We start from the raw sequence: 23,613 nt of genomic DNA on the forward strand, positions 1-23,613 counted from the left end.
GAAATCTATCGGTCACGATTTCTGTTTTAGGAAAACATTTTTTAGCGATCAAATTCATATTTCCGGCCATATCGACAGTAACTTCTTTGACCATATTTCGTCTTTCCACAGGGATTTTATCAAGTACATTGATGACGTCATCCGCTTTAGTTCCCTTGATAATGGCCACTATACAACCTTTCTTTCCGTTAGCTCCTTTATTGGTTAAAATCGTATAGAGTTCACCGTTGGACAAAGAGGTTTCATCCAAACTTAAATAGTAGCTTAAATTTTTTCCAAAGAGCAACCAATCTTGTGAATGTTTCTTTTGTGGCCAATCCTTGAAGTCGCTAAGATGGTTTTTGTAGTGATACTGTAGGGTTTTGCCATTAATTTTATAATAGTCGCCAAACCGTTTAGCGCTTACGGCATGGGTGTCAAACGATACCTTTTAAAAAAGAGGCAAACTCGCTGGTTATCCGAGTGCCTTTAGCTATTAAATTCCAATCTCTTTTTATGATCTTTCCCGTATCCATAAGAGTCCAGCGCCTACGCTTTATATGGAGCAGTACCGATTTACCTCTTAAGGGGAAGTCCTCAACTGTTACCTCTGGCAGGAAGCCTTTGGACTGGGCTATTTCTGATTGGTGCTCTTTGGGGAGCACGTTCTTTTCTTCTAAGTAAAAATGAATCTTACCTTCTGATGATTTATGGCCTACAATTTCAAAGTAATCCAATACGCCTTCTGGCAACAAATACCGCACTAATTCTATATCCAAGATTTAATCTCTTTGTTGTCAAAGATAAAGATTCTCCCCAAGTTTTACACTTGACTCGTGATCAGTTCCCGTGGCCCTTTGTGCTTCGCTTCGCTTGCACTCCGGGACGGTCAGTGATATTTATTCTATCTATCTATCTATCTATCTATGATTGGAAGCCTGTGACTCCGATTAATGTTTATATTTTAGTTCGAAACTACTCGTGCTCCTAATTTTTTAATATCTTGTATGTTGAATTTTTATAATATCAACGGACCATGAAAAACAAAGTACAATTTTTAATCATTTTAATAGCTTCCCTTGCCTTTTTGAATACCAGTATTGGACAGGAAAATATAAATAAGGATGGCTGGGTCTCTTTGTTTAACGGGAAGAATCTGGATGGATGGAAAGTTGGAGAAAATGCTGATACTTTTAGCATAGCGGATGCCGCCATTAAGGTCGCCGGTCCAAAAGCACATTTATTCTATGTGGGAGAGGTAGAAGGTCACCATTTTGAAAATTTCGAATTTAAGGCTTCCGTTATGACCAAACCCAATTCCAATTCAGGAATTTATATCCATACCCGTTATCAGGAGGCTAGTTGGCCCATACACGGTTATGAGGTACAGGTGAACAACTCTCAAAGTGATTGGAAACGCACCGGGAGCTTATATGATATTGTCAATGTAATGGAGACCTACGTGGGTGATAATGAATGGTATACGGAATATATAAAAGTAGAGGGCAAAAGGGTTATTATAAAGATCAACGACATAGTAGTAGTTGATTACACCGAACCGGAAAATCCTAAACGCGATGCAGGGGATCGACAACATAGAGTTCTTAAAGGGGGAACCTTTGCATTACAGGGCCACGATGCAAATAGTATTATATATTTTAAGGATATCATGGTAAGGCCATTGCCTTAATTTATACTATTTTTTTTCCCAATTTCTATATTTATGAAGATTATTAATGTTCTTACCAGTGTACTACTTGTTGGTGCAATATACAGTTGTGCCAAAAAATCTCAATTAGCCCCCAAAAGGCCTAATGTAGTTTTTATTTTGGTAGATGACTTGGGACTGATGGACTTGGGAATTACTGGGAGTGACTTTTATGAAACTCCTAATATTGATAAATTGGCTCGTGAAGGGATGATTTTCACCCAAGGCTATGCCGCCAGTCGTGTATGTAGTCCATCTAGAGCCAGTATAATGACCGGTAAGTTTACCGCCAGACACGGAATTACGGATTGGATAGGTGCACCATCAGGGGAAAATTGGCGAAAATTAAACAGGTTTGATAAAGTACTCCCGGCAGAATATGTTCATTCCCTTCCAAAGGAAGATCAAACTTTGGCGGAAGCTATGAAGGAAAATGGATACAAGACCTTCTTTGCCGGAAAATGGCATTTGGGAGATGAGGGGTCTTATCCAGAAGACCATGGTTTTGATAGCAATAAGGGAGGATGGGACAAAGGTAGCCCCATTGGCGGTTTTTATTCTCCATGGACTAACCCAAGCTTGCCCAATAAGGAAAAAGGAGAAAACCTCTCCATGAGATTGGCTAAGGAGACATCTGAATTTATCGAGAAAAATAGGGATACTGCCTTTTTTGCTTTTCTTTCGTTTTATGCGGTACACGGTCCCATTCAAACTACAAATGAAAAATGGAGAAAATATAGAAATAAAGCCCAATTACAAGGTGTCGATGCAAAAGGGTATCAAATGGAAGATGTTTTGCCAATCCGTATCGTACAGGATAATCCAATTTATGCAGGTCTTGTAGAAAGTATGGACGATGCCGTAGGGGAAGTATTGGAAGCCTTGCGTATTTCTGGATTGGAGGATAATACTATAGTTATTTTTACTTCTGATAATGGTGGGGTGGCCTCTGGGGACAATTTTTCAACTAGTAATCTGCCTTTGCGTGGCGGAAAGGGGTATCAATTTGAAGGGGGACTACGTGAACCTTATTTTATAAAAGTGCCCTGGTTAAAAAATGGAGGTTGGGAAAACGACTTTCCTGTTATTGGGACCGATTTTTATCCTACTATTTTAGACTTAGCCAATATCGATTTAAAACCCGGACAACATGTAGATGGAATAAGTCTTAAGCCCTTGTTGGAGGGAAAGGGGTTAACGATAGAAAGGCCTTTGTATTGGCACTATCCGCATTATGGAAATCAAGGTGGTCAACCCTCCTCCATAATTCGAAAAGGAGATTGGAAATTAATTCATTATTGGGAAGATGGCAGGGAGGAGCTTTACCATTTGCCTTCTGATAGTGCAGAACAGATCAATGTAGTTAAGAATAATGAGGAGCTTGCAACAGCTCTCAGCACCCAACTAACAGAATGGCTTCAGGAGGTAGGGGCTAAGATTCCTGAATTGGATCCGGAATACGATTCAAATTTGGCTCAGAAAAGAAAAGAGCGTATAATTAACGAAATGTTACCGCGATTAGAAAAAGAACGCCTACAGTATCTTTCCAATGATTTTCAGCCCAATCCCGACTGGTGGGGGAGTAAAGTGACGGCGGATTAGGAATTTAGACTAAAACGGTCTAGAATTACTGTGATAAAGGGGGGTGAAAATAACTCTAATGTCCTATGCTTAGTGAAATTAGTGTTACCCAAAAGATTATGCTTAATAAATTATCTGTGGTCCCCGCTCTGAGAAAGGCATATGCTCTTTTCATTTGTGTTTTAACAGTATTGATCGAGATTCCATTCATTTCTGCTATTTCAGCATAACTTTGTCCATTAATGATGGCTGAAATGAAAATTTGTTTTCGACTTTCAGGAAGCTGATTGAGCAGTGCTTGAATTTTTCTACTTGCGTTGGAAGATTCCAAAACATTGAGCTCCTCATATTCAGGTATCTGAAAATTTTCAAACAATGCTTTTTCTTTTTTTTCTTTTTCCAACCAAAGCAAACTCAAGTTTTTTACGGCCCTAATCGCATATGCTTTAAACGAAGTTGTTATTGAAATAGAGTCCTTCCGTTGCCAATATGAGATAAAAAAATCTTGGACATTATCTTTGGCGGCATCTTTATCCTTAACTATGCCGAATGAAATAAGACACAGCATAGGATAGTACTCTTTAAAGAGTTCCTTCAATTCCCGTTGGTTTATTTTAGGTTGTAACGGCATTTATTTCCAATTTTCCACGCCCTTAATTAGGGTTGGTCAATTGTGCTATTGGTTGATTTGTAGCTTCAATTATAGTTATTTAATTTCAATTGACAATAAAATTTATCAGATTCTTAAATAAAGTTAAATTTTGTCACCCTATTTTTATTTTTATTCAACTTATAATAAAGAGCCTCAAATGTCAAGTATGGAAAATTTAAAATTTGTCTTAAAAAACATCCTAGATTCTGGGACATTGGATAGTGATATACTTGAAGGTTTAACCGAAAGTGAAAGAGAAATTGTGGATACCATTTATCGCGAAAATTTGGTTTCAGAAGCTTTGGTGGTTTTGGAGGAATTAAATACAGATGAGGAATGGGATAAACTTATTAGAAAAATAACAGTTACTAAAAAGCTGATAGTTCCCTTTTGGACAACAATTTTAAAGTATGCAGCAATTTTTGTTGGATTAATAGCATTTAGTTATACAGTCTATCAACTGAGAAATTCTGAAATAGGAGTTCCCATTTCAGAAACTGCTATTAAATTAAAAATGGATGGTGAAAAAGTTAAGGTAATCCAAGAGGGGGGAGGACAAGAAATTATTTCCATTGCAGGCAAAGTGTTGGGTGTGCAAAAGGGAAATAAAATAAGTTATAAGGGAGATTCTGATATTAGTGAGCTGGTATACAATGAGTTGGAAATCCCTTTTGGGAAAGTGTTTGATGTTGAATTGTCTGATGGCACTTTGGTTCATCTCAACTCAGGAACGAAGATGAGATACCCCGTCAAATTTTTGAATACTGGAAAAAGAGAAGTTTTTATTGAGGGAGAGGCGTATTTCATAGTAGCGAAGGATATGGATCGGCCTTTTATCGTACATGCAGAGCGTGTGGAGATCGAGGTGCTTGGAACCATATTTAATATTTCTTCCTATAATGAAGATGAGGAAATTAATACGGTGCTGGTTGAAGGTTCCGTAAAAATGAGCAATACTTTCAATCCAAATGACAACGTAATGTTGAAACCTGGTGCAAAAGGTTCTTGGAATAAAGCGGGTTATAGTATAGCTGTAGAGGAAGTAGATGTTGAGAACTACACTAGTTGGATTACCGGAGAACTTATATTTCGTAATGCTTCATTTTCCGATATGACTAAAAAGTTAGAGCGAAAGTACAATGTGTCCATCCAAAATAACAACCTTCGACTAAGTGAAATTAAATTGAACGCCTGGTTTAGTACGGATATTGAGCGAATAGATGACGTATTGAAATCAATTAGTGAAATTTATCCTTTTAATTACAAAATAACCGACCGAAATATAGTGATCGACTAATATTAGCTTAATTAAAAAACCAACTGCCTATGTAATAAACCTGTTAATAATGGTGTATAAAAAATCGGGAAATGCTTGAGACCATTCCCCGATCTAAGAATTGTGAATTAAATAATGTTATCATTAATCATTTAATCATTACAAAATTATGAAAAAATATTTCATTGTGTGTTTGCCATATTGGCAAATTCCTAAAATGGACTTGAAAATGAAATTAACAACACTTTTACTTATAGTTTCGTTGTTTAAAATCCAGGCAAATTCCTACTCTCAGACAACTAAAATAAATTTAGATGCGGATAATCTTACTATCGCGCAGATCTTTGAGGAGATCGAAAATGTGTCTGAGTTTAGATTTTTATATGAGAGTAATCAAATTAATCTTAATAGAAAAGTAACCGTTCACCTTAAGAATAAAAAAATAACGGAAGTGCTTTATTTGCTTTTTTACGGCACGAATACGGACTATAAGGTTCTAAATAGACAAGTAATCCTTACCCAAAATAAAATAGAAAAACCGAGGATGGGTCCGCTGAATAAAGTGAAAAATGAAGGAATGGGTGTTCTTCAAAGAGAAATTTCGGGTTTAGTAGTGGATAGAAATGGAGATCCTTTGCCTGGGGCTAACATCCTAGAAAAGGGAACCACTAATGGAACACAATCCGATTTTGATGGTAATTTTTCCTTAAGAATCAGTAATGAAAATGTCTCTTTAATTGTTTCTTATGTTGGTTTTGCCACCAAGGAAGTTGCAGTTGGCCAACAGAATAGTCTAATTATTTCGCTTGACGAAAGTACGGCAGGATTAGATGAAGTGGTTATAACAGCGCTTGGAATATCAAGAGAAAAAAAATCATTAGGATATTCCATTTCAGAGGTTGATGGGGATGCTGTAAATTTAACACCCCAAGAGAATGTCCTTAATTCACTAGCGGGAAAAGTTACGGGAGTGAGTATATCTCAAATGGATGGTTTGGCCGGATCGTCGGTAAATATGATCATTAGGGGGGCTACATCGCTTAGTAGTGATAATCAACCTCTATTTGTAGTTGACGGTGTTCCAATTGTAAATAGTCTTAATAATTTTTATGAGGGAGCAGATATGGGAAATGCCATATCTGATTTGGATCCCAGTAATATTGCCAATGTTTCAGTTCTAAAAGGGCCAAGTGCTGCAGCTTTATACGGTTCAAGAGCTGGAAACGGAGTTGTATTGATCACCACACGTACAGGAGGAGGTTCAAAAAAAGGTATTGGAGTTAATATAAGTTCTGCCATAACCTTTGATCATCCTTATAAATATATAAATTACCAAACAAAATTTGGTCCAGGAAAGGCTGGAGTTCACATGTTCGAAGAGGATGATAATGAAAGTTGGGGTCCTAGATTGGACGCTGGTGAAGAATGGGTGCAATGGAATACCAATGGACAAAAGGCTCCTTTAGTTTCGTATAACAATAGATTAACTGATTTCTTTCAAACAGGAATTACCTATACCAACAATGTGTCCGTGGGTGGGAATTATGATCTAGGCGATTTTAGAATTTCAGTAGGGGATATGAACAATACGGGCATTGTTCCCAATACGGATTTACAGCGGCAATCCTTTAACCTAAATGGTACTTATAAAGTTTCTCCCAAATTCAGAGTCCAAGGGAATATTGGTGTGTCCGAATCAAGTTCAGATAATAGGCCAGTGGTAGATGGTGGCCGTAATACAGTGGTGAGAAGTGTTTATGAAATGTCTGCTCATGTCAATATCAATGATCTTAAAGATTATTGGGAACCTGGTTTAGAAGGAGTTTCACAGGTGAAATACAAAAACAAACAGAATAACCCTTGGTTTCTTGTGCATGAAAATACCATTTCATTTTTAAGGGATAGAACGGTGGCGAAGTTTCAATTTGATTGGGATATTATGGAAGATTTAACCCTAACAGGTAGGTATTCCAGAGATAGTTATACGGAAGGTAGGCAGTCTAAAAAAGGTTTTAGTACCTATGGGCAATTAGATGGCGGTTATAATGTGGAATCGTTGTACCGAAAGGAATCAAATTTTGATCTTATCCTGGCGTATAACAAAAAGATTAATAAGTCATGGGATATTAACTCCTTAATTGGTGTCAGTGATTTAAATATATATGGAAACTCATTAGGTACTTTGGCAGATGCCTTGGTAGTCCCAGATTTATTTACTATTTCCAATGCTGTACCAGGGACGGTTAGGTACAACAGTGAATACAATGAAAAGACAATTAAGGGAGTCTATGGTATGATTTCAGTGGGCTATGAGAATATGTTGTTTTTGGACGTTACCGGTAGAAATGATTGGTCCAGCACCTTGCCGGCAGAAAATAATTCCTATTTCTATCCGTCAGCTTCGCTAAGCCTCTTAATGTCCAATATATTCAACATGCCTTCCTGGATTCCTTATGCAAAGCTTAGAGCAGGATGGGCCAAGGTGGGAAACGATATAGCCCCTTATCAATTGCAACAATATTTTTCTACTGCTGCAGATTGGGGAGATGCAAAACGGATGTATCAAGATGGTATACTTCGCAACAACCGTTTAAAACCTGAAATTGCTACCTCCAAGGAAATAGGATTCGATATAAAGCTATTGGATTATAGATTGGGATTGGAAGCCACTTATTATGAGGTTGAGAATAAAAACCAAGTGCTTAATATCTCCGTACCTGTGGAATCTGGTGCAACCAATAAATTAATTAATGCTGGGCTAATTTCCAGTAGGGGTTGGGAGATTGGATTAAATTCAACTCCAATTATTGCCGGAGATTTTAAAATGGATTTAGGTATAAATGTTTCCAGAAATAGGACCAAGATAGAAGAGCTTTCGGATGGAATGGAATTCTTCAATTTTGGGGAAGAGGGAGATGCTATTGTCAGAACTTATGTGGGGGAAACCATTGGAGATATCTATGCTAGACCAGTATTAACGGTAAAGGATGAAAATTCGCCGTATTTTGGATATCCAATAATTTCCAATGGAGGTTTATTACAAAAGGACAATAACCCAGAGAACTTAAAGAAGATCGGTAATTTCAATAACGACTTTACTATGGGATTTCAGCCCAAATTCTCCTATAAATCACTTTCCTTATCGGCCAATATTGATTGGCGACAAGGGGGGGAATTCTTTTCAGGATCTATGCGGTTCTTTAGAAACAATGGACAACTGGAAAATACCCTTTCTGGTACACCCTATGACCCCAATAGTGATATTGTAGAACAGATTAAAGCTAACCCAGACGCCTATTTTGGGTATTGGGTAGGTGGCAGAACGGAAGAACTAGGAGGTTTTGATTGGGGCAACCCATCATTAGGTAGGGAAAATGATGCCAGTTTCCATCCTGGGGTTCGTGAGGTAGTGGTTGGCGGAAACAAGGAGTTTGTAGAAAATCTTGGAGGACCAGGGACGATTTGGAAAACTCCGTTTGACGCCAATAAAAATTCAGCAAGAGAATTTGCGGAACATAATATATACAGTGCTACTTATGTGAAATTACGTGAATTGGCATTGACTTATGACATTCCAAAGACCTTGATCCAGAAAACGGGGCTTCAGAAAGTCTCAGTTTCCCTAGTTGCTAAAAATTTATTTGAATGGACTGAGGCAGGTATCAATTTTGACCCGGAAAGGGCCTTTAAGGGAGGTGACAATTGGGTGCAGGGAATTGAATATTATAATACCCTGCCATGGGTAGCCTCTTATGGTTTTAAATTAAATATTGATTTGTAAATATAAAACAGATGAAGAAATTATATAAAAATATACTGGTATTGGTGCCGTGTTTCTTAATTATGTCATCATGTGATCATATTGAGGATATCAACGTAAGTCCAAACAATGCGGAGGACGTATCTTCTAATTATGTGTTGACCTATGTGCTTACCGAAACGGCCAAAGCCTACAATAACCTCGGTAGGGACGGGAACAATATCTCTGGTGCGATGCAATATACCCAGAGGGGTACTGATTTTCAAGCATTGAGGGTAAATAGCTATGATTGGGCCCCAGAAGGTTGGGGGAATTATTATGAAATACTCCGAAACAATGAAATTATTTATAAAAAGGCTGTAGAAGAGGATCATAAGTTTTTTCAAGGGATTTCCTTGGTGATGAGATCCTTTATTTTTGGTCTGGTTACCGATTTGTACGGAGATTGCCCTTATTCTGAGAGTCTGTCTGCCAATGAGGAAATATTTTTTCCAAAGTATGACGAACAAAAATTTATCTATAAAGGAATTCTTGAAGATTTGAGGACAGCCAATGAACTTTTGACCAATGTAGATTTAAGTACTAATTTAGTTGCCTCCTCAGCAGATGTTATCTATGGTGGTAATCCTGAGAAATGGCGCATGTTTGCTAATTCTCTACGGCTTAGATATGCTATGCGATTAGATAACAAACGTTCTGAGATGAATGCTTTGGGAATTAACACCGTTACGGAGTTTAAAGCGGCTAGTGATTTTGTTTTTCAGAGCGGATCCGATTCCGCCACTATGGAATTTTTAGGAGTATCCGATTATAATGCTGCTCCTGGAGGGTCTTTGAATTCCTCAAATCCTGGATTTGCATTTAAACCTTGCTCAACTATCGTAGATGAATTGGTGGGCCTTCAGGACCCGAGATTGGATCGTTGGGTGTTGCCCGTACTAAGAAAATGGGATACTTCTGTTACGGAGCCAACCCCTTTAGATTACGTCAATATTTATGGCGAACCACAGGATGTACTATTGGTGCCCCCTATTGCAGGGAATACGTCGCCTATTAATTATTCACTTTATGTTGGTTTGCCTCCCGGTTTAGCAGGTAGTAATGCGCTTGTATACAATAGAGGAGGTGATACTAGTCAATATCCTACGGAAGGGATGCCCTATGTTTCCTTTTTGCACGGAAGGTATCGCGAGAATGTGGAAGATTACATAAAGGTGCGATTAATAACCTTTAGTGAAGTTGAATTTTTGTTGGCTGAAGCGGCATTAAAAGGTGATTACGGTATTTCGGGTAGTGCAGAGGTACATTACCAAAATGCAATTAAGGCATCTTGGGAAGATTATGGGGTGGAATTGGCAAATTCAGGTAATGATTTTACCAGCTACTATAGCAATTTGGATGTGAACCTAAATGGAGCCACTAATAAATTGGAGCGTATTATTTCTCAAAAATGGATTTCTAGTTGGATGGGTATCGAGTCCTGGTTTGATTGGAGGAGAACAGGTTATCCAGATTTACAAACTGGGCCTGTTGCCTTATTTGGAGACAAGCTTCCTCTTAGGTTTATGTACCCGTCTCCCAATTTGGATCCTAAATATATTGCCAATTATAACGAAGCTGTAGATAGGTTGGAAAAAACACCTAACGTGCCATCGGGGCAGAATGGAGATCATTCATATTCAAAAATGTGGTTGCTTCAAGGCACTAGTAAACCGTGGAATTAAAAATGGCCTAGAAAGACTTCCCCTTAATTGGTTGAAAGCTGATGTTAATTTATTACGGATGTCCTAATGGAGCTGGTTAAATTAATGTAGTAAATAAAAACCTGTGAAGATATCTTCACAGGTTTTTATATTTCTTTTAATGAATAAGAGTAATTTTTAGTGGGATTAAACCCTTGGCAAATCGCCCTCTCCTTTTAACGGTAAATTAGAACTCCCCATTAGGAAAGCGTCTATATGGTGTGCGGCCTGTCTGCCTTCGGAGATAGCCCACACGATTAACGACTGTCCTCTTCTTTGATCACCGGCTACAAATACTCCCGGTACATTGGTCATATAATCGGCCTCACTTGCCCTTATATTGGTACGCATATCTGCTTTTAGGCCCAGCTGTTCCGCAATGGTCATTTCGGACCCTGTAAACCCTAAGGCCAATAATGCCAATTCACATTTCCAATTCTTTTCGGTTCCAGGAATTTCCCTAAGTTGGGGTCGCTTTCCGGGTTCCGTAATCCATTCTACTTCCGACGTAATAAGTCCCATAAGATTCCCATTGGTGTCGCCTATAAATTTCTTTGTGGTAATACTAAAAAATCGTTCCACCCCTTCTTTATGGGAAGAACTGGTGCGTAAACGCATCGGCCAAAAAGGCCATGGTTGATCTGTAGGTCGCTCCAAAGTTGGTTTCCCCAATATTTCAAAATTGGAAACAGAGGTAGCCCCATGTCTGAAAGATGTTCCAATACAATCAGAACCTGTGTCCCCACCGCCAATTACGACCACATCTTTTCCGGTCGCTTTTATTTCTTCCCCAAGCTCCAAGACTCCATCAACCCGTTTGTTATTTTGTTTTAAGAAGTCCATCGCTTGTACCACTCCTTTTAGATCTGCACCTTCTATGGGTAGGCCGCGGCGAACAGTAGCTCCACCAGTAAGGACAACGGCATCAAATTGGTCCTTGATTTCCGATGCCTGAAGATCTACACCAACATTGATCCCAGTTTTAAACTGTATGCCTTCTTCATATAAAATGGTAACCCTTCGATCTATAATCTGCTTTTCCAATTTAAAGTCAGGAATGCCATATCGTAGAAGGCCACCTACTTTTTCGTCCCGCTCAAATACGGTCACCAAATGTCCGGCCCTGTTCAATTGTTGTGCAGCAGCTAAGCCGGCTGGTCCAGAACCAATAACCGCAACTGTTTTTCCTGTTCGTTTGCTAGGTGGTTTGGCAACTACCCATCCTTTTGAGAAAGCAGTTTCTACAATATTCTTTTCAATATTCTCTATAGAAACCGGATTTTCATTGATGCCTAAAACGCAAGCTTCCTCACATGGTGCTGGACACAACCTCCCCGTAAATTCCGGGAAATTGTTGGTTGAGTGCAATATTTCTGCCGCTTTCTCCCATTTTCCACGGTACACCGCATCATTAAAATCTGGGATAAGGTTGCCCAAAGGACAGCCGCTATGACAAAAAGGGATACCACAATCCATACACCTTGCGCCCTGATCTTTTAATTCTTTTTCTTTTAAGGGAAGGGTAAATTCCCTGTAATGAGTTATTCTTTCTGCTACTGGAGCGTAATCCTCTACTTTTCTATCGAATTCCAAAAATCCTGTTATCTTTCCCATGTTTCGATTATATAGTTTCTAGTTTTTCTTTTTCCATCCTAAGCAATGCCTGTTTGTATTCTTCCGGGAATATTCGAATAAATTTCGTTAGACATTCTTCCCAATTTTCCAATATCCGTTGGGCAATTGGGCTAAGTGTGGCATTGTAATGATTTTCTATCAACTCCTTTAGTTCTGCAATATCCGTGTCATCTTCTACCGTTAACAGGTTAAGTGACTCTGTATTGCAATTCTTTTTAAAAGTGTTTTTTTCATCAAAAACATAGGCAATTCCACCGCTCATTCCAGCCCCGAAATTTCTTCCCACTTCTCCTAGGATTACGGTAATTCCACCGGTCATATACTCACAGCCGTGATCCCCAATTCCCTCTACTACGGCTTTGGCGCCAGAGTTTCGTACACAAAACCGTTCCCCGGCCTTACCGTTTATATACGCTTCTCCAGAAGTGGCACCGTAAAGGGAAACGTTACCTGTAATAACATTTTCCTCCGGTTTTAAGGTGGACTTATAAGGGACTTTAATGACTAATTTTGCTCCGGAAAGGCCTTTTCCAAGGTAATCATTAGTATTGCCGTTTACGATCATGGTAAGTCCTTTGGTGGCAAAGGCCCCAAAACTTTGTCCTGCCGAACCAGTAAAATTTAATTTCAATGTATTTGTTGGAAGTCCTTCCGCACCATATATCTTGGAGATTTCGTTACTTATAATAGCTCCTACGGCCCTGTCTGTGTTATGAATAGGGAAATCCAAGGAAATTTTTTCCTTTCTGAACAAAGCCGGATGTGCTTTTTCCAAAATTTCAAACTCAATGGACTTCTCAATATCGTGCTGTTGCTTCTGGGTATTGTGAAATTTTGTGCCAATGGGAACATCTACCTTATGTAAAATTGGAGTTAGGTCTATACCAGCTGCCTTGTAATGGGCAAGGACTTTTTTGCGATCTAATTTCTGTACCTGTCCCACCATTTCATTGATGGTCCTAAAACCTAATTGAGCCATTATTTCACGTAGCTCCTGGGCTACAAAATACATATAGTTGACTACGTGTTCTGGTTTTCCTTCAAATTTCTTACGCAATTCTGGGTTTTGCGTGGCGATGCCTACAGGGCAGGTATTTAGATGACAAACCCGCATCATTATACATCCTGAGGCGACCAATGGTGCGGTTGCAAATCCAAATTCCTCTGCTCCCAATAAACAGGCAATAGCGACATCCCTACCTGTTTTTAACTGACCGTCGCATTCCAAGACTACTCTATTTCTTAGGTCGTTCATGACCAAGGTTTGTTGTGCTTCTGCAATTCCCAATTCCCAGGGTAATCCTGCATGTTTTAAAGAGGTGAGTGGTGATGCTCCGGTACCACCATCATGGCCCGAAATCAGAATAACATCCGCCCTTGCTTTGGAAACTCCTGCCGCCACGGTACCAACACCTATTTCAGAAACTAGTTTTACGTTGATCCTTGCTTTTCGGTTAGCCGATTTTAAATCGAAAATTAACTGCGACAGATCTTCAATGGAATAGATGTCATGATGTGGAGGGGGTGAAATTAATCCCACATATGGAGTGGAATTCCTAGTCTTGGCAATAGATGGATTCACCTTTGCTCCCGGTAATTGTCCGCCTTCCCCAGGCTTTGCACCCTGTGCCATTTTAATCTGGATTTCCTTGGCACTGGTCAAATAATTGGAGGTTACTCCAAATCTTCCCGATGCTACCTGCTTGATGGCGCTATTGCTCCAATCCCCTGATTGGTTCTTGTAAAAACGCTCAGCATCTTCCCCGCCTTCCCCAGAATTACTTTTTCCGCCTATCCTGTTCATGGCTATTGCCAGATTCTCGTGAGCTTCCATACTGATGGAACCATAAGACATTGCTCCTGTTTTAAATCGCTTGACAATTTCGGTCCACGGTTCAACCTCGTCCAAAGGTATAGGGTCGTAGTTAGAAAACTCGAACAGACCGCGAATAGTCATTAGGTGTTTCGATTGTTCGTTAATCAATTCCGAAAACTCCTTAAAGGATTTGGGTTCATTATTTCTTACGGCTTGTTGAAGTTTGGCAATGGTCATTGGATTAAACATGTGTTTTTCTCCGTCCCTTCGCCAGCGATATTGTCCGCCAATTTCCAAATCCAAATCCGCAGGGATTTTTTGGTCATTATAGGCTTTCCTATGACGTATGGAAATTTCCTTTTCAATTTCATACAAACCGATACCTTGGATCCGTGTTGGCGTATTGGGGAAGTATTTGTCTACTGCCTTGGTGTTAATTCCAATACATTCAAACAGTTGAGAGCCACGGTAAGAGTTTAAGGTGGAGATCCCTATTTTATTCATCACTTTAAGAACCCCTTTGCCCACTGCCTTATTGTAATTTTTAATGGCCTCTTCTATGGAGTATTCAGTGATATCTTGTTCTTCAATTTGTTCGGCAATAATTTCATTTACCATATAGGGATTGATCGCGCTTGCGCCAAATCCGAATAATAATGCAAAATGATGTATCTCCCGTGGTTCCGCCGATTCTATGATGATACTCAATTTTGAGCGTTTCCCAATCCGTTGTAGGCTGCTGTTTAAAAAGGAACAGGCCAGTAAAGCTGGGATTGGGGCTTTTTCACTACTTACATTTCTATCCGATAGGATGATGATATTGGTGCCTTCGTCTATCGCTGTTTCCGCCTGATCCAAAATAGATTGTAGTGCATCTTCTAAGCCGTTATGACCTTTGTCGATGTCATAGAGCATGGGGATGGAAACTATCTTAAAATGGGGGCTAACATCGTAATTTTTTATTTTATCCAGATCTTCTTTGGAAATTACCGGATTTTGGATTTTCAACTTTCTACAATGCAGCTCGGAAAATTCAAAAATATTCTGGTCGCCGCCTAAAGTAAGACTAATGTCTGTAATAAGTTCTTCCCGGATACCATCTAAAGGAGGGTTGGTGACCTGTGCGAACAATTGTTTAAAATAGTTGTAGATCAATTGAGGACGCTCAGAAAGAACTGCAATAGGGGTATCGGATCCCATAGATCCCAAAGGTTCCTTTGCACTTTTGCCCATAGGAAGAATAATGGTATCTAGGTCTTCCAAAGTATAGCCAAAAATGGATTTTCTTTTTTGTACTGAAGCTTCGTTCAAGAACAGTGGACAGTCGTTGTATGGAATATCCTTAAGATGCACTAAATTGTTCGCCAACCATTCCTTATAAGGATGCCTTACTGCAATTTCTTCCTTAATTTCCTCGTCATTAATAATGCGGCCTTCTTCCATGTTTACCAAGAACATTTTTCCTGGCTCTAATCTACCGTGAAGGGCAATATTCTCTGGAGCAATATCCATTACCCCAACTTCGGACGACATAATAACAAAACCATCTTTGGTGACGGAATATCTAGAGGGGCGTAATCCGTTCCTATCCAGCACGGCCCCTATGTAGTTTCCATCGGTAAACGGAATGGAGGCAGGTCCGTCCCAAGGTTCCATTAAACAAGAGTGATATTCGTAGAAGGCTTTTTTTGCCTCCGACATTTCAGCATTTTTTTCCCAAGCCTCGGGTACCAATATCATCATTACTTCTGGGAGCGACCTCCCGGTCATCAATAATAACTCTACCACCATGTCCATAGTGGCTGAATCGGATTTTCCCGGTAATATAATAGGAATGATATTTTTTATTTCATCCCCAAACCAATCGCTTTTCATGAGTTCTTCTCTAGAACGCATTCTGGACACGTTGCCTCTTAGAGTGTTTATTTCCCCGTTATGGCACATATATCTGAAGGGTTGTGCTAGGTCCCACGTGGGAAATGTGTTGGTTGAAAATCGTTGGTGTACCAAGGCCAATCTGGTCACTACCCTTGGATCCATTAGGTCTCTGTAATAAAGACTGATGTCCTCTGGCATTAGTAGCCCCTTAAAGATGATTATTTTGGTTGAAAGACTAGGGACATAGAAAAAATTGCTTTCAGAAAGTTTGGAATTGTTAATGGTGTGCTCCGTTACTTTCCTAGCTATAAATAATTTTAAATTAAAATTAAAGTAGTCTTGATCCTCGTCTTGTTTGGCAATAAACAACTGTTTTAGAAAAGGTTCTGTTTCGGCCGCTATTCTACCGGGAATGGATCTGTTTACGGGTACATCCCTCCATCCCAGAAATTGTAAACCTTGTTTTTTTATATTTTCTTCGAAAGTCTGGATGCAGAAATTTCTCTGATTTTCTTTCTGTGGCAAGAAGATGTTGCCCACAGCGTAATTTCCTGGGGCTGGTAATTCAAAATCGCATACTTCTTGAAAGAAATTATGGGGAATATCTACAAGGATTCCAGCGCCATCACCTGTTTTTCCATCAGAACTGACCGCGCCACGGTGCTCTAATTTTTCCAATATTTCTAAAGCCTTATGGATAATATCGTTCGATTTTTCTCCTTTTAGGCTACAGATAAAGCCAGCTCCACAGTTATCATGTTCAAACTCCGGAAGGTATAAACCTTGTTTTTTCAACTTCATATATTATGATATTTATTCAAAAATACCGAAATATATGCATTTAATGCAATGTTGTATCAATTAATTAGCAATAAATTCATCGTTTGCAATAAAACGTTAAAAAAAATGTAAATTAATGTATTTGCGTATTTAAAATTAAGATTATGATAAATGTGACGGTATTAAAGGGAGGTAGTTCCGTTTTTTCGTGCTTGTCCTATATTTTTCAGGTAAAAATATCGCTATTAATAAATAGGGGGGTGCTGAAAAGAAGAAGTAGTACTTGATCTTGGTTTAGGATTTGTTACTTACTATAAGTCCATATCAATTGATTTAATCCCTCAAAATACTTCTTGAAATAATAATTTTTTGGATTTCCGAGGTGCCTTCATAGATTTGGGTAATCTTGGCATCGCGCATCATGCGTTCCACATGGTAATCCTTTACAAAACCGTTGCCACCATGGATCTGAACCGCTTCAATGCTAGTTGCCATGGCAACTTCTGACGCATAAAGTTTGGCCATTGCGCCCGAAATATCATAATTGTTCCCTTGATCCTTATCCCATGCCGCCTTGTATACCATGTGTCTTGCAGCCTCAATTTGCGTATGCATATCTGCTAATTTGAACGCAATGGCCTGGTGATTACCTATTGCAGTGCCAAATGTCTTCCTTTCCTTTGCGTATTTCAAGGAAAGTTCATAAGCGCCGGCTGCAATTCCTAGGGCCTGTGCTGCAATTCCAATTCTTCCTCCAGCCAAAGTCTTCATGGCGAACTTAAAGCCAAATCCATCTTCGCCGATTCTATTTTCCTTGGGAACCTTAACATCGTTGAAGACTAGGGAATGAGTATCGCTACCGCGAATACCAAGTTTGTTTTCTTTTGGGCCAATTTCAAATCCCGCCATTCCCTTTTCCACAATAAGTGCGTTAATGCCCTTGTGTCCTTTTTCTATATCGGTTTGTGCTATTACTAAATAAATTTCGGCTGAGTTACCATTGGTTATCCAGTTTTTGGTGCCGTTTAGTAAATAGTGATCTCCTTTATCCAGTGCTGTTGTTTTTTGGGAAGTAGCATCGCTACCTGCTTCAGGTTCCGAAAGGCAAAAGGCGCCAATGCATTTTCCGCTCGCCAATTTTGTGAGATATTTTTCTTTTTGTGCTTCACTACCAAAGATTTCCAGGCCCCAGCACACCAATGAATTATTGACCGATACAACAACGGAGGAAGATGCGTCTACCTTGGAAAGTTCTTCCATTACCAATGCATAGGAGATGGTGTCCAATCCGCTTCCACCGTATTTTGGATCTACCATCATGCCAAGAAATCCAAGTTCCCCCATTTTTTTTACCTGTTCGGCAGGAAATCTCTGTGCATCGTCCCTCTCAACAACTCCAGGGAGAAGTTCGGATTGTGCAAAATCCCGTGCTGCTTGCTGTATCATTAATTGTTCTTCCGATAGTGTAAAATCCATTATAAAATAAATTATGAGATTGTACCAAATATACGAGTATACAATGAAATAATTATGGTGAATAAAAAGATTAAAACCTGATCTATATTTTTATATTTGTTGGTTAGGAGGATTAAGGATTGTACAACCATTTATTTGTTATGAAACAACACTAGCTATAAGTTCAGGAAAATTGGAATTAGGAGTTTAGAGTGTTGGAATTATAAAAAACAAAATCACATCAACAAAATGGCGGGCACAATTAGAGAGTTACTTAAGAAATTTGAAGACAAGTCCCCTGAGATTGTTTTTAATTGGAAAGACCCAGAGACCGATGCTGAAGGCTGGGCGGTAATTAACTCCCTGCGTGGTGGAGCAGCTGGTGGAGGTACCAGAATGCGTGAAGGATTAGATATGAACGAGGTGCTTTCCCTTGCGAAAACAATGGAAATAAAATTTACGGTTTCGGGTCCGCCGATTGGGGGAGCTAAATCTGGCATTAATTTTGATCCAAACGATCCTAGAAAAAATGGCGTACTAAAACGGTGGTATAATGCCGTTGCCCCACTGTTGAAAAGTTATTACGGAACAGGAGGCGATTTAAATGTTGATGAGATAAATGAGGTAATCCCTATTACAGAAGACGTAGGTGTTTGGCACCCTCAGGAGGGTGTTTTTAATGGACATTTTAAACCTACGGAGGCCGATAAAATTAATAGGATTGGGCAATTGAGGTTGGGAGTAGTGAAGGTCTTGGAGAGCCGTAAGTATTCTCCCGATCCCTCTAGGAAATATACAGTGGCAGATTTAATTACTGGATTTGGGGTCGCTGAGGCAGTAAAGCATTACTATGATATTCATGGTGAATCGGTACTTGGAAAGAGGGCCATTGTCCAAGGTTTTGGCAATGTTGGTTCTGCAGCAGCCTTTTATTTGTCCCAAATGGGTGTTAAGCTTGTGGGTATTTTGGATAGGGCAGGTGGAGTGATCAAGGAGGAGGGGTTTTCTTTGGAAGAGGTTACCAATATGTATTTGAACAAAAAAGGGAATACCCTTCATGTTGAGAATATGATTCCCTTTGAGGAGATGAACGAACGGATATGGAATTTGCCGGCAGAGATTTTTGCGCCTTGTGCGGCATCTAGATTGGTGACAAAAGACCAGATCTCCAAAATGATCGATACCGGATTGGAGGTGATTAGTTGTGGGGCAAATGTACCTTTTGCTGACAAAGAGATTTTCTTTGGTCAGATTATGGAGTATGCGGACGAGCGAATAAGTTTGATTCCCGATTTTATTTCAAATTGTGGAATGGCTCGCGTCTTTGCTTATTTTATGGAAGGAAGAGTACCTTTGGATGATGAATTAATTTTTAACGATACTTCTAATACCATTGGAAATGCAATTTTAAACATCTATAAAGAAAACAAAACAAAAACAAATCTTAGTAAGACTGGATTTGAAATTGCATTGAAGCAATTGATTTAATTAAGCCAATTGAACCATGGAATCTAGCCTTGTAATTTTATTCTTTTGGGGGTATATGGCAAGAACTCTGGAGCTTAAACTTAAATTGGAGAAATTATCTAGTTGAGTTAATTTAATGCTAATATACGCAAGTAGGAGGGGATACTTGGTTAGTATTAGCTCCGAATTCGGGGTAGTGGAAGGGAGTATGGATAAGATTGATTTTCTTTGGTAGTTAAGGAAAATAGCGTTGTTGGCCTTAAATGATATTGCAGCTGGCAGCATTGGAATTATTTTAATTGGAAATTTTGTATTGAAAGGATAATTTATAACCCGAAAGGGCGTTATTAAGGCAACACTTATAAAATAGAAATTTATGTTATTGTTACAAAATCTGGCCCAAGAGGCAGGAGTAGAGGAATTGGTGTCCGAAGAAAAGACACTTTCTGTGATTGATTTGATAGTTAGTGGGGGTACGGGAAGTATTTTAATTATTTCAGTGCTGTTCGTAATGCTATTTGTGGCGCTTTATATTTATTTTGAACGGATTTTTGCAATAAAGGCAGCATCGAAGATCGATAGTAATTTTATGAACCAGATTCGGGATCATGTGACCAATGGTAAATTGGAGGCTGCAAAATTATTGTGCGCCCAGACCGATTCTCCCGTTGCGAGGTTAACGGAAAAAGGAATTTCAAGGATTGGAAAGCCCTTGGATGATATTAATACCGCAATAGAAAATGCCGGTACTTTGGAGGTTTATAAGCTGGAAAAGAACGTAAGCGTATTAGCAACTGTTGCTGGCGCCGCACCAATGATCGGATTTTTGGGAACCGTAATAGGAATGATCTTGGCCTTTCATCAAATGGCTTCTAGCGGAGGGCAGGCAGAAATGGGATCCCTTGCCGCCGGTATCTATACGGCTATGACTACTACTGTAGCAGGACTCATTGTGGGAATTATTGCGTATATTGGTTATAACCATTTGGTGAACAGAACAGATAAGGTGGTCCATAAAATGGAAGCCAATGCTGTAGAATTCTTGGATTTATTGAACGAACCCCTGTAGGCTAAACACATGAAACTAAAAGGTAGAAATAAGGTTAGTCCAGATTTTAGTATGTCCTCTATGACGGACATTGTATTCTTATTGCTTATTTTCTTTATGTTGACGGCAAATTCACCGAATGCTTTAGATTTGTTGTTGCCAAAAGCAAAAGGAAAGTCTACCAATACTCAAAATGTATCGGTAAGTATCAATAAGAATTTGGAATACTTCGTGGACAACGAAAAGATTAACGGGAAATATATAGAAATTGAACTAAAAAAAGCACTGGAAGGAAAAGAGAAACCGACAATTATTCTGAGGGCGGAAGAGAGCGTGGCCATTAAAGAGGCTGTAAACGTTATGGATATTGCCAATAGAAATAATTATAAGGTTATTTTGGCAGTGCGACCAAATTAATGTCACTATTAAATACAAAACACGAGAAGAAATCCTTTACACTTACCACCTTGTTGCTAAGTGTGCTACTGCTTTTGCTTTTTTATATTGGACTTACCTATTTAGATCCACCAATAGAGAATGGTATATCCGTTAATTTTGGTACTACCGAATTTGGAAGTGGTAGGGTGCAGCCCAAGGAAAAAGTAAGGTCTGAACCCGTAAACAAACCTATTGCTGAACCTAAAGTACAGGAAGAGAAAGTGGAAGCACAGATTCCAAAGGAAGAAGTGGCGAAGGAGAAACCCGCAGAGAAAGTCCTTACTCAGGATAATGAGGAGTCGGTTTTAATGAAGCAGCAACAAGTAGCTAAGCGTAAGGCAAACGAGGCCGCAAAGAAAGCACAGGCAGAGACCGATAGAGTTGCACGGGAGAAGAAAGAAGCGGAAGAAAGGTTGCAGCAGGAGCAACAAGCTAAAAAGAACAAACTAGACCAACTGATAGGGGGAATCAATAAATCGGAGGGTACTGCATCAGGAAGTGAAGGAAATGACAATAAGGCTGGCGATAAAGGTAGGCCGGAAGGTGACCCTTATGCCACAAGTTATTACGGCAGCCCTGGTTCCGGTAGTGGAACCGGTGGTTATGGACTAAATGGAAGGTCTCTAGTGAGGCAAGGTAAAGTTCCGCAAGAATGTAATCAAGAAGGTAGAGTAGTGGTTAAAATAGTCGTAAATCGAGACGGAGAGGTTATAAATGCTACTCCGGGAGTTAAGGGCACTACCAATAGTCATCCGTGTTTGCTAGAGCCCGCTAAAGCGACTGCATTAAAACATAAATGGAACCTAGATTCCAATGCCCCAACCCAACAGACCGGTTTTGTTGTGGTTAATTTTAAATTAGGGGAATAAGCTTTTTTAAGGGTTTATAATTAATTTTATGCAACCTTATGTGGGTCTTGGATCTTCGATTCTACCAAATTTTTCAGTGCAGTTTAAATTTCTTTTTTATAATTCAACAGGCTATAACTAATGACCTATCAGGAGACTTTGGCGTGGATGTTTGTGCAACTACCCATGTACCAACAAAAAGGGGCGTCTGCCTTTAATGCTAAACTAGATAACATTCATAGTCTCGCGAATTACTTGGGTCATCCTGAAAGGAAATTCAAGAGCATCCATGTAGCGGGTACCAATGGCAAAGGATCAAGTAGTCATATGTTGGCCTCTATTTTACAGGAGGCTGGCTATAAAACAGGTCTGTATACTTCCCCTCATTTAAAGGATTTTAGGGAACGAATAAGGGTAAATGGTAAGCTGGTTCCTAAGAGTTTTGTAACTGATTTTGTTAAGGACAATAAAGTTTATTTAGATGCCCATAAGTTGTCTTTTTTTGAAATGACTGTGGGTATGGCATTTAAATACTTTGAATTGGAAAAGGTAGATATCGCCATTGTTGAAGTTGGCCTAGGTGGCCGATTGGACTCTACTAATATTATAACCCCCGAAGTGTCTTTGATCACCAACATAGGATATGACCATGTAGAGATGCTGGGAGATACCATAGCCAAAATAGCGTATGAAAAGGCAGGTATTATTAAACCGGGTGTGCCAGTAGTTGTCAGTGAGCTTCAAGAAGAGACTGCGGTGGTTTTTAGTGAGGTGGCCATAGAACGGGGTTCAAAGATAGTTTTTGCCAGTGAGGTGGTTCCAGGAAAGTATAAAACTTCCCTTTTGGGCGGATATCAGGCAAGGAACGTTAAGGGGGTGGTTGCTGTCATAAATGAATTAAAGGGATTTCAGGTCCACGAATCCCATATAATACAAGGCTTGGAAAATGTGTCGATCAATACAGGTTTATTAGGTAGGTGGCAGATTTTGGAAGCGCAGCCCCTAATAGTTTGTGATACCGCTCATAATACAGAGGGGCTGACCATAGTATTGGATCAGATAAAAAAGCAAGAAGTTACGGACTTGCATTTGGTAATCGGCTTTGTAAAAGAGAAGAATTTGGAGCAGATATTTCCTCTTTTTCCAAAAAATGCCCATTATTATTTCTGTAGACCCAATATTCCAAGAGGGTTAGATGAAATTTCCTTACAAGAAAGAGCCGAGGCTTACGGCTTAATGGGTGATGCGTATGGGTCTGTTCTTGAGGCGTTTAATGCGGCTAAATCTGCAGCGAATAAGTCGGATTTTATCTTTGTGGGAGGAAGTACTTTTGTAGTGGCAGAAATAGTTTAATTTTTTTTGTTTTTTGTTTTGGAGATATTAAAAACTGTTATATATTTGCACCTGCTTTCCAATAGGAGAGCGCGCTTCTAGAGAAATGAGAAGCGAATTGAAAAATTGTTAATTTAGGGCTCTTAGCTCAGTTGGTTCAGAGCACCTGCCTTACAAGCAGGGGGTCACTGGTTCGAATCCAGTAGGGCCCACAGTAA

General features: G+C 39.4%; 16 protein-coding genes and 1 tRNA gene (1 of these 17 only partly in view). 11 read left to right on the forward strand and 6 right to left on the reverse strand.

The genetic code is table 11. The features are described 5' to 3' along the window. Nucleotides 1–373: the 5' portion of a transposase gene (locus tag KCTC52924_RS09325; RefSeq protein ID WP_370671546.1), read on the reverse strand. The gene continues 563 nt to the left of window position 1, outside the view; the window shows 373 of its 936 coding nt (coding positions 1–373); it begins with the start codon at nt 371–373; its stop codon lies beyond the left edge, outside the window. A gap of 43 nt (nt 374–416) precedes the next feature. Then, nucleotides 417–758, reverse strand: a complete 342-nt coding sequence (locus KCTC52924_RS09330) for a transposase (protein ID WP_370671534.1) — start codon at nt 756–758, stop codon at nt 417–419. 257 nt (nt 759–1,015) lie between these two features. Between KCTC52924_RS09330 and KCTC52924_RS09335 the strand changes: the two genes are divergently transcribed. Together KCTC52924_RS09335 and KCTC52924_RS09340 are read left to right on the forward strand one after the other, a co-directional pair. After that, on the forward strand, nt 1,016–1,669 hold the full coding sequence (locus KCTC52924_RS09335) for a DUF1080 domain-containing protein (RefSeq protein ID WP_251807963.1): 654 nt from the start codon (nt 1,016–1,018) through the stop codon (nt 1,667–1,669). A gap of 33 nt (nt 1,670–1,702) precedes the next feature. Beyond that, a complete protein-coding gene (locus KCTC52924_RS09340; RefSeq protein ID WP_251807964.1) occupies nt 1,703–3,289 on the forward strand; it encodes a sulfatase in 1,587 nt (528 codons plus the stop codon). 55 nt (nt 3,290–3,344) lie between these two features. On the opposite strand, the gene KCTC52924_RS09345 is transcribed toward KCTC52924_RS09340, so the two are convergent. Then, nucleotides 3,345–3,899 carry an RNA polymerase sigma-70 factor gene (locus KCTC52924_RS09345; protein WP_251807965.1) on the reverse strand — a complete coding sequence of 185 codons (555 nt, stop codon included), beginning with the start codon at nt 3,897–3,899 and terminating at the stop codon, nt 3,345–3,347. A gap of 187 nt (nt 3,900–4,086) precedes the next feature. On the opposite strand from KCTC52924_RS09345, the gene KCTC52924_RS09350 reads away from it, so the two are divergent. From KCTC52924_RS09350 to KCTC52924_RS09360, 3 genes are all read left to right on the forward strand, one after another. Further along, nucleotides 4,087–5,217, forward strand: a complete 1,131-nt coding sequence (locus KCTC52924_RS09350) for a FecR family protein (RefSeq protein ID WP_251807966.1) — start codon at nt 4,087–4,089, stop codon at nt 5,215–5,217. A gap of 208 nt (nt 5,218–5,425) precedes the next feature. Beyond that, nucleotides 5,426–8,977: a SusC/RagA family TonB-linked outer membrane protein gene (locus KCTC52924_RS09355; protein WP_251807967.1), complete on the forward strand. Its 3,552-nt coding sequence runs from the start codon at nt 5,426–5,428 to the stop codon at nt 8,975–8,977. 11 nt (nt 8,978–8,988) lie between these two features. Continuing rightward, nucleotides 8,989–10,680 (forward strand): SusD/RagB family nutrient-binding outer membrane lipoprotein, encoded by a 1,692-nt coding sequence (locus tag KCTC52924_RS09360; protein ID WP_251807968.1) that lies wholly within the window; start codon nt 8,989–8,991, stop codon nt 10,678–10,680. A 165-nt stretch (nt 10,681–10,845) separates the two neighbouring features. Here the strand turns inward: KCTC52924_RS09360 and KCTC52924_RS09365 are convergent, their stop codons facing one another. The 3 genes from KCTC52924_RS09365 to KCTC52924_RS09375 all read right to left on the reverse strand — a co-directional run bounded on the left by KCTC52924_RS09365 (nt 10,846) and on the right by KCTC52924_RS09375 (nt 18,283). Beyond that, on the reverse strand, nt 10,846–12,312 hold the full coding sequence (locus tag KCTC52924_RS09365) for a glutamate synthase subunit beta (protein ID WP_251807969.1): 1,467 nt from the start codon (nt 12,310–12,312) through the stop codon (nt 10,846–10,848). A 7-nt stretch (nt 12,313–12,319) separates the two neighbouring features. Beyond that, nucleotides 12,320–16,828 (reverse strand): glutamate synthase large subunit, encoded by a 4,509-nt coding sequence (gene gltB / locus KCTC52924_RS09370; RefSeq protein ID WP_251807970.1) that lies wholly within the window; start codon nt 16,826–16,828, stop codon nt 12,320–12,322. A gap of 312 nt (nt 16,829–17,140) precedes the next feature. Then, nucleotides 17,141–18,283: an acyl-CoA dehydrogenase family protein gene (locus KCTC52924_RS09375; protein ID WP_251807971.1), complete on the reverse strand. Its 1,143-nt coding sequence runs from the start codon at nt 18,281–18,283 to the stop codon at nt 17,141–17,143. A gap of 240 nt (nt 18,284–18,523) precedes the next feature. Between KCTC52924_RS09375 and KCTC52924_RS09380 the strand changes: the two genes are divergently transcribed. The 6 genes from KCTC52924_RS09380 (at nt 18,524) to KCTC52924_RS09405 (ending at nt 23,607) form a co-directional block, all read left to right on the forward strand. Next, nucleotides 18,524–19,750 carry a Glu/Leu/Phe/Val dehydrogenase dimerization domain-containing protein gene (locus tag KCTC52924_RS09380; protein WP_251808237.1) on the forward strand — a complete coding sequence of 409 codons (1,227 nt, stop codon included), beginning with the start codon at nt 18,524–18,526 and terminating at the stop codon, nt 19,748–19,750. A gap of 355 nt (nt 19,751–20,105) precedes the next feature. Continuing rightward, nucleotides 20,106–20,798 (forward strand): MotA/TolQ/ExbB proton channel family protein, encoded by a 693-nt coding sequence (locus KCTC52924_RS09385; protein ID WP_251807972.1) that lies wholly within the window; start codon nt 20,106–20,108, stop codon nt 20,796–20,798. Nucleotides 20,799–20,807: 9 nt separating this feature from the next. Next, nucleotides 20,808–21,194, forward strand: coding sequence for a biopolymer transporter ExbD (locus KCTC52924_RS09390; RefSeq protein ID WP_251807973.1), 387 nt, complete (start codon nt 20,808–20,810; stop codon nt 21,192–21,194). Beyond that, complete coding sequence (locus tag KCTC52924_RS09395; RefSeq protein ID WP_251807974.1) at nt 21,194–22,084, forward strand: energy transducer TonB; 891 nt, start codon at nt 21,194–21,196, stop codon at nt 22,082–22,084. The genes KCTC52924_RS09390 and KCTC52924_RS09395 overlap by 1 nt, the downstream gene beginning before the upstream one ends. Nucleotides 22,085–22,204: 120 nt before the next feature. Next, entirely contained in the window at nt 22,205–23,416 is a 1,212-nt protein-coding gene (locus KCTC52924_RS09400; protein WP_251807975.1) for a folylpolyglutamate synthase/dihydrofolate synthase family protein, read from the forward strand. A 116-nt stretch (nt 23,417–23,532) separates the two neighbouring features. After that, nucleotides 23,533–23,607: transfer RNA gene (locus KCTC52924_RS09405), tRNA-Val, on the forward strand. Nucleotides 23,608–23,613 lie beyond the last annotated feature (6 nt).

The organism is Arenibacter antarcticus, assembly GCF_041320605.1.
In the GTDB taxonomy this organism is placed as follows: Bacteria; Bacteroidota; Bacteroidia; order Flavobacteriales; family Flavobacteriaceae; genus Arenibacter; species Arenibacter antarcticus.

Coding starts and splice junctions, on each gene's coding strand:
- KCTC52924_RS09335 (WP_251807963.1), top strand. CDS start 1,016: ATGAAAAACAAAGTACAATTTTTAATCATTTTAATAGCTTCCCTTGCC.
- KCTC52924_RS09340 (WP_251807964.1), top strand. CDS start 1,703: ATGAAGATTATTAATGTTCTTACCAGTGTACTACTTGTTGGTGCAATA.
- KCTC52924_RS09345 (WP_251807965.1), bottom strand. CDS start 3,899: ATGCCGTTACAACCTAAAATAAACCAACGGGAATTGAAGGAACTCTTT.
- KCTC52924_RS09350 (WP_251807966.1), top strand. CDS start 4,087: ATGGAAAATTTAAAATTTGTCTTAAAAAACATCCTAGATTCTGGGACA.
- KCTC52924_RS09355 (WP_251807967.1), top strand. CDS start 5,426: ATGAAATTAACAACACTTTTACTTATAGTTTCGTTGTTTAAAATCCAG.
- KCTC52924_RS09360 (WP_251807968.1), top strand. CDS start 8,989: ATGAAGAAATTATATAAAAATATACTGGTATTGGTGCCGTGTTTCTTA.
- KCTC52924_RS09365 (WP_251807969.1), bottom strand. CDS start 12,312: ATGGGAAAGATAACAGGATTTTTGGAATTCGATAGAAAAGTAGAGGAT.
- gltB (WP_251807970.1), bottom strand. CDS start 16,828: ATGAAGTTGAAAAAACAAGGTTTATACCTTCCGGAGTTTGAACATGAT.
- KCTC52924_RS09375 (WP_251807971.1), bottom strand. CDS start 18,283: ATGGATTTTACACTATCGGAAGAACAATTAATGATACAGCAAGCAGCA.
- KCTC52924_RS09385 (WP_251807972.1), top strand. CDS start 20,106: ATGTTATTGTTACAAAATCTGGCCCAAGAGGCAGGAGTAGAGGAATTG.
- KCTC52924_RS09390 (WP_251807973.1), top strand. CDS start 20,808: ATGAAACTAAAAGGTAGAAATAAGGTTAGTCCAGATTTTAGTATGTCC.
- KCTC52924_RS09395 (WP_251807974.1), top strand. CDS start 21,194: ATGTCACTATTAAATACAAAACACGAGAAGAAATCCTTTACACTTACC.
- KCTC52924_RS09400 (WP_251807975.1), top strand. CDS start 22,205: ATGACCTATCAGGAGACTTTGGCGTGGATGTTTGTGCAACTACCCATG.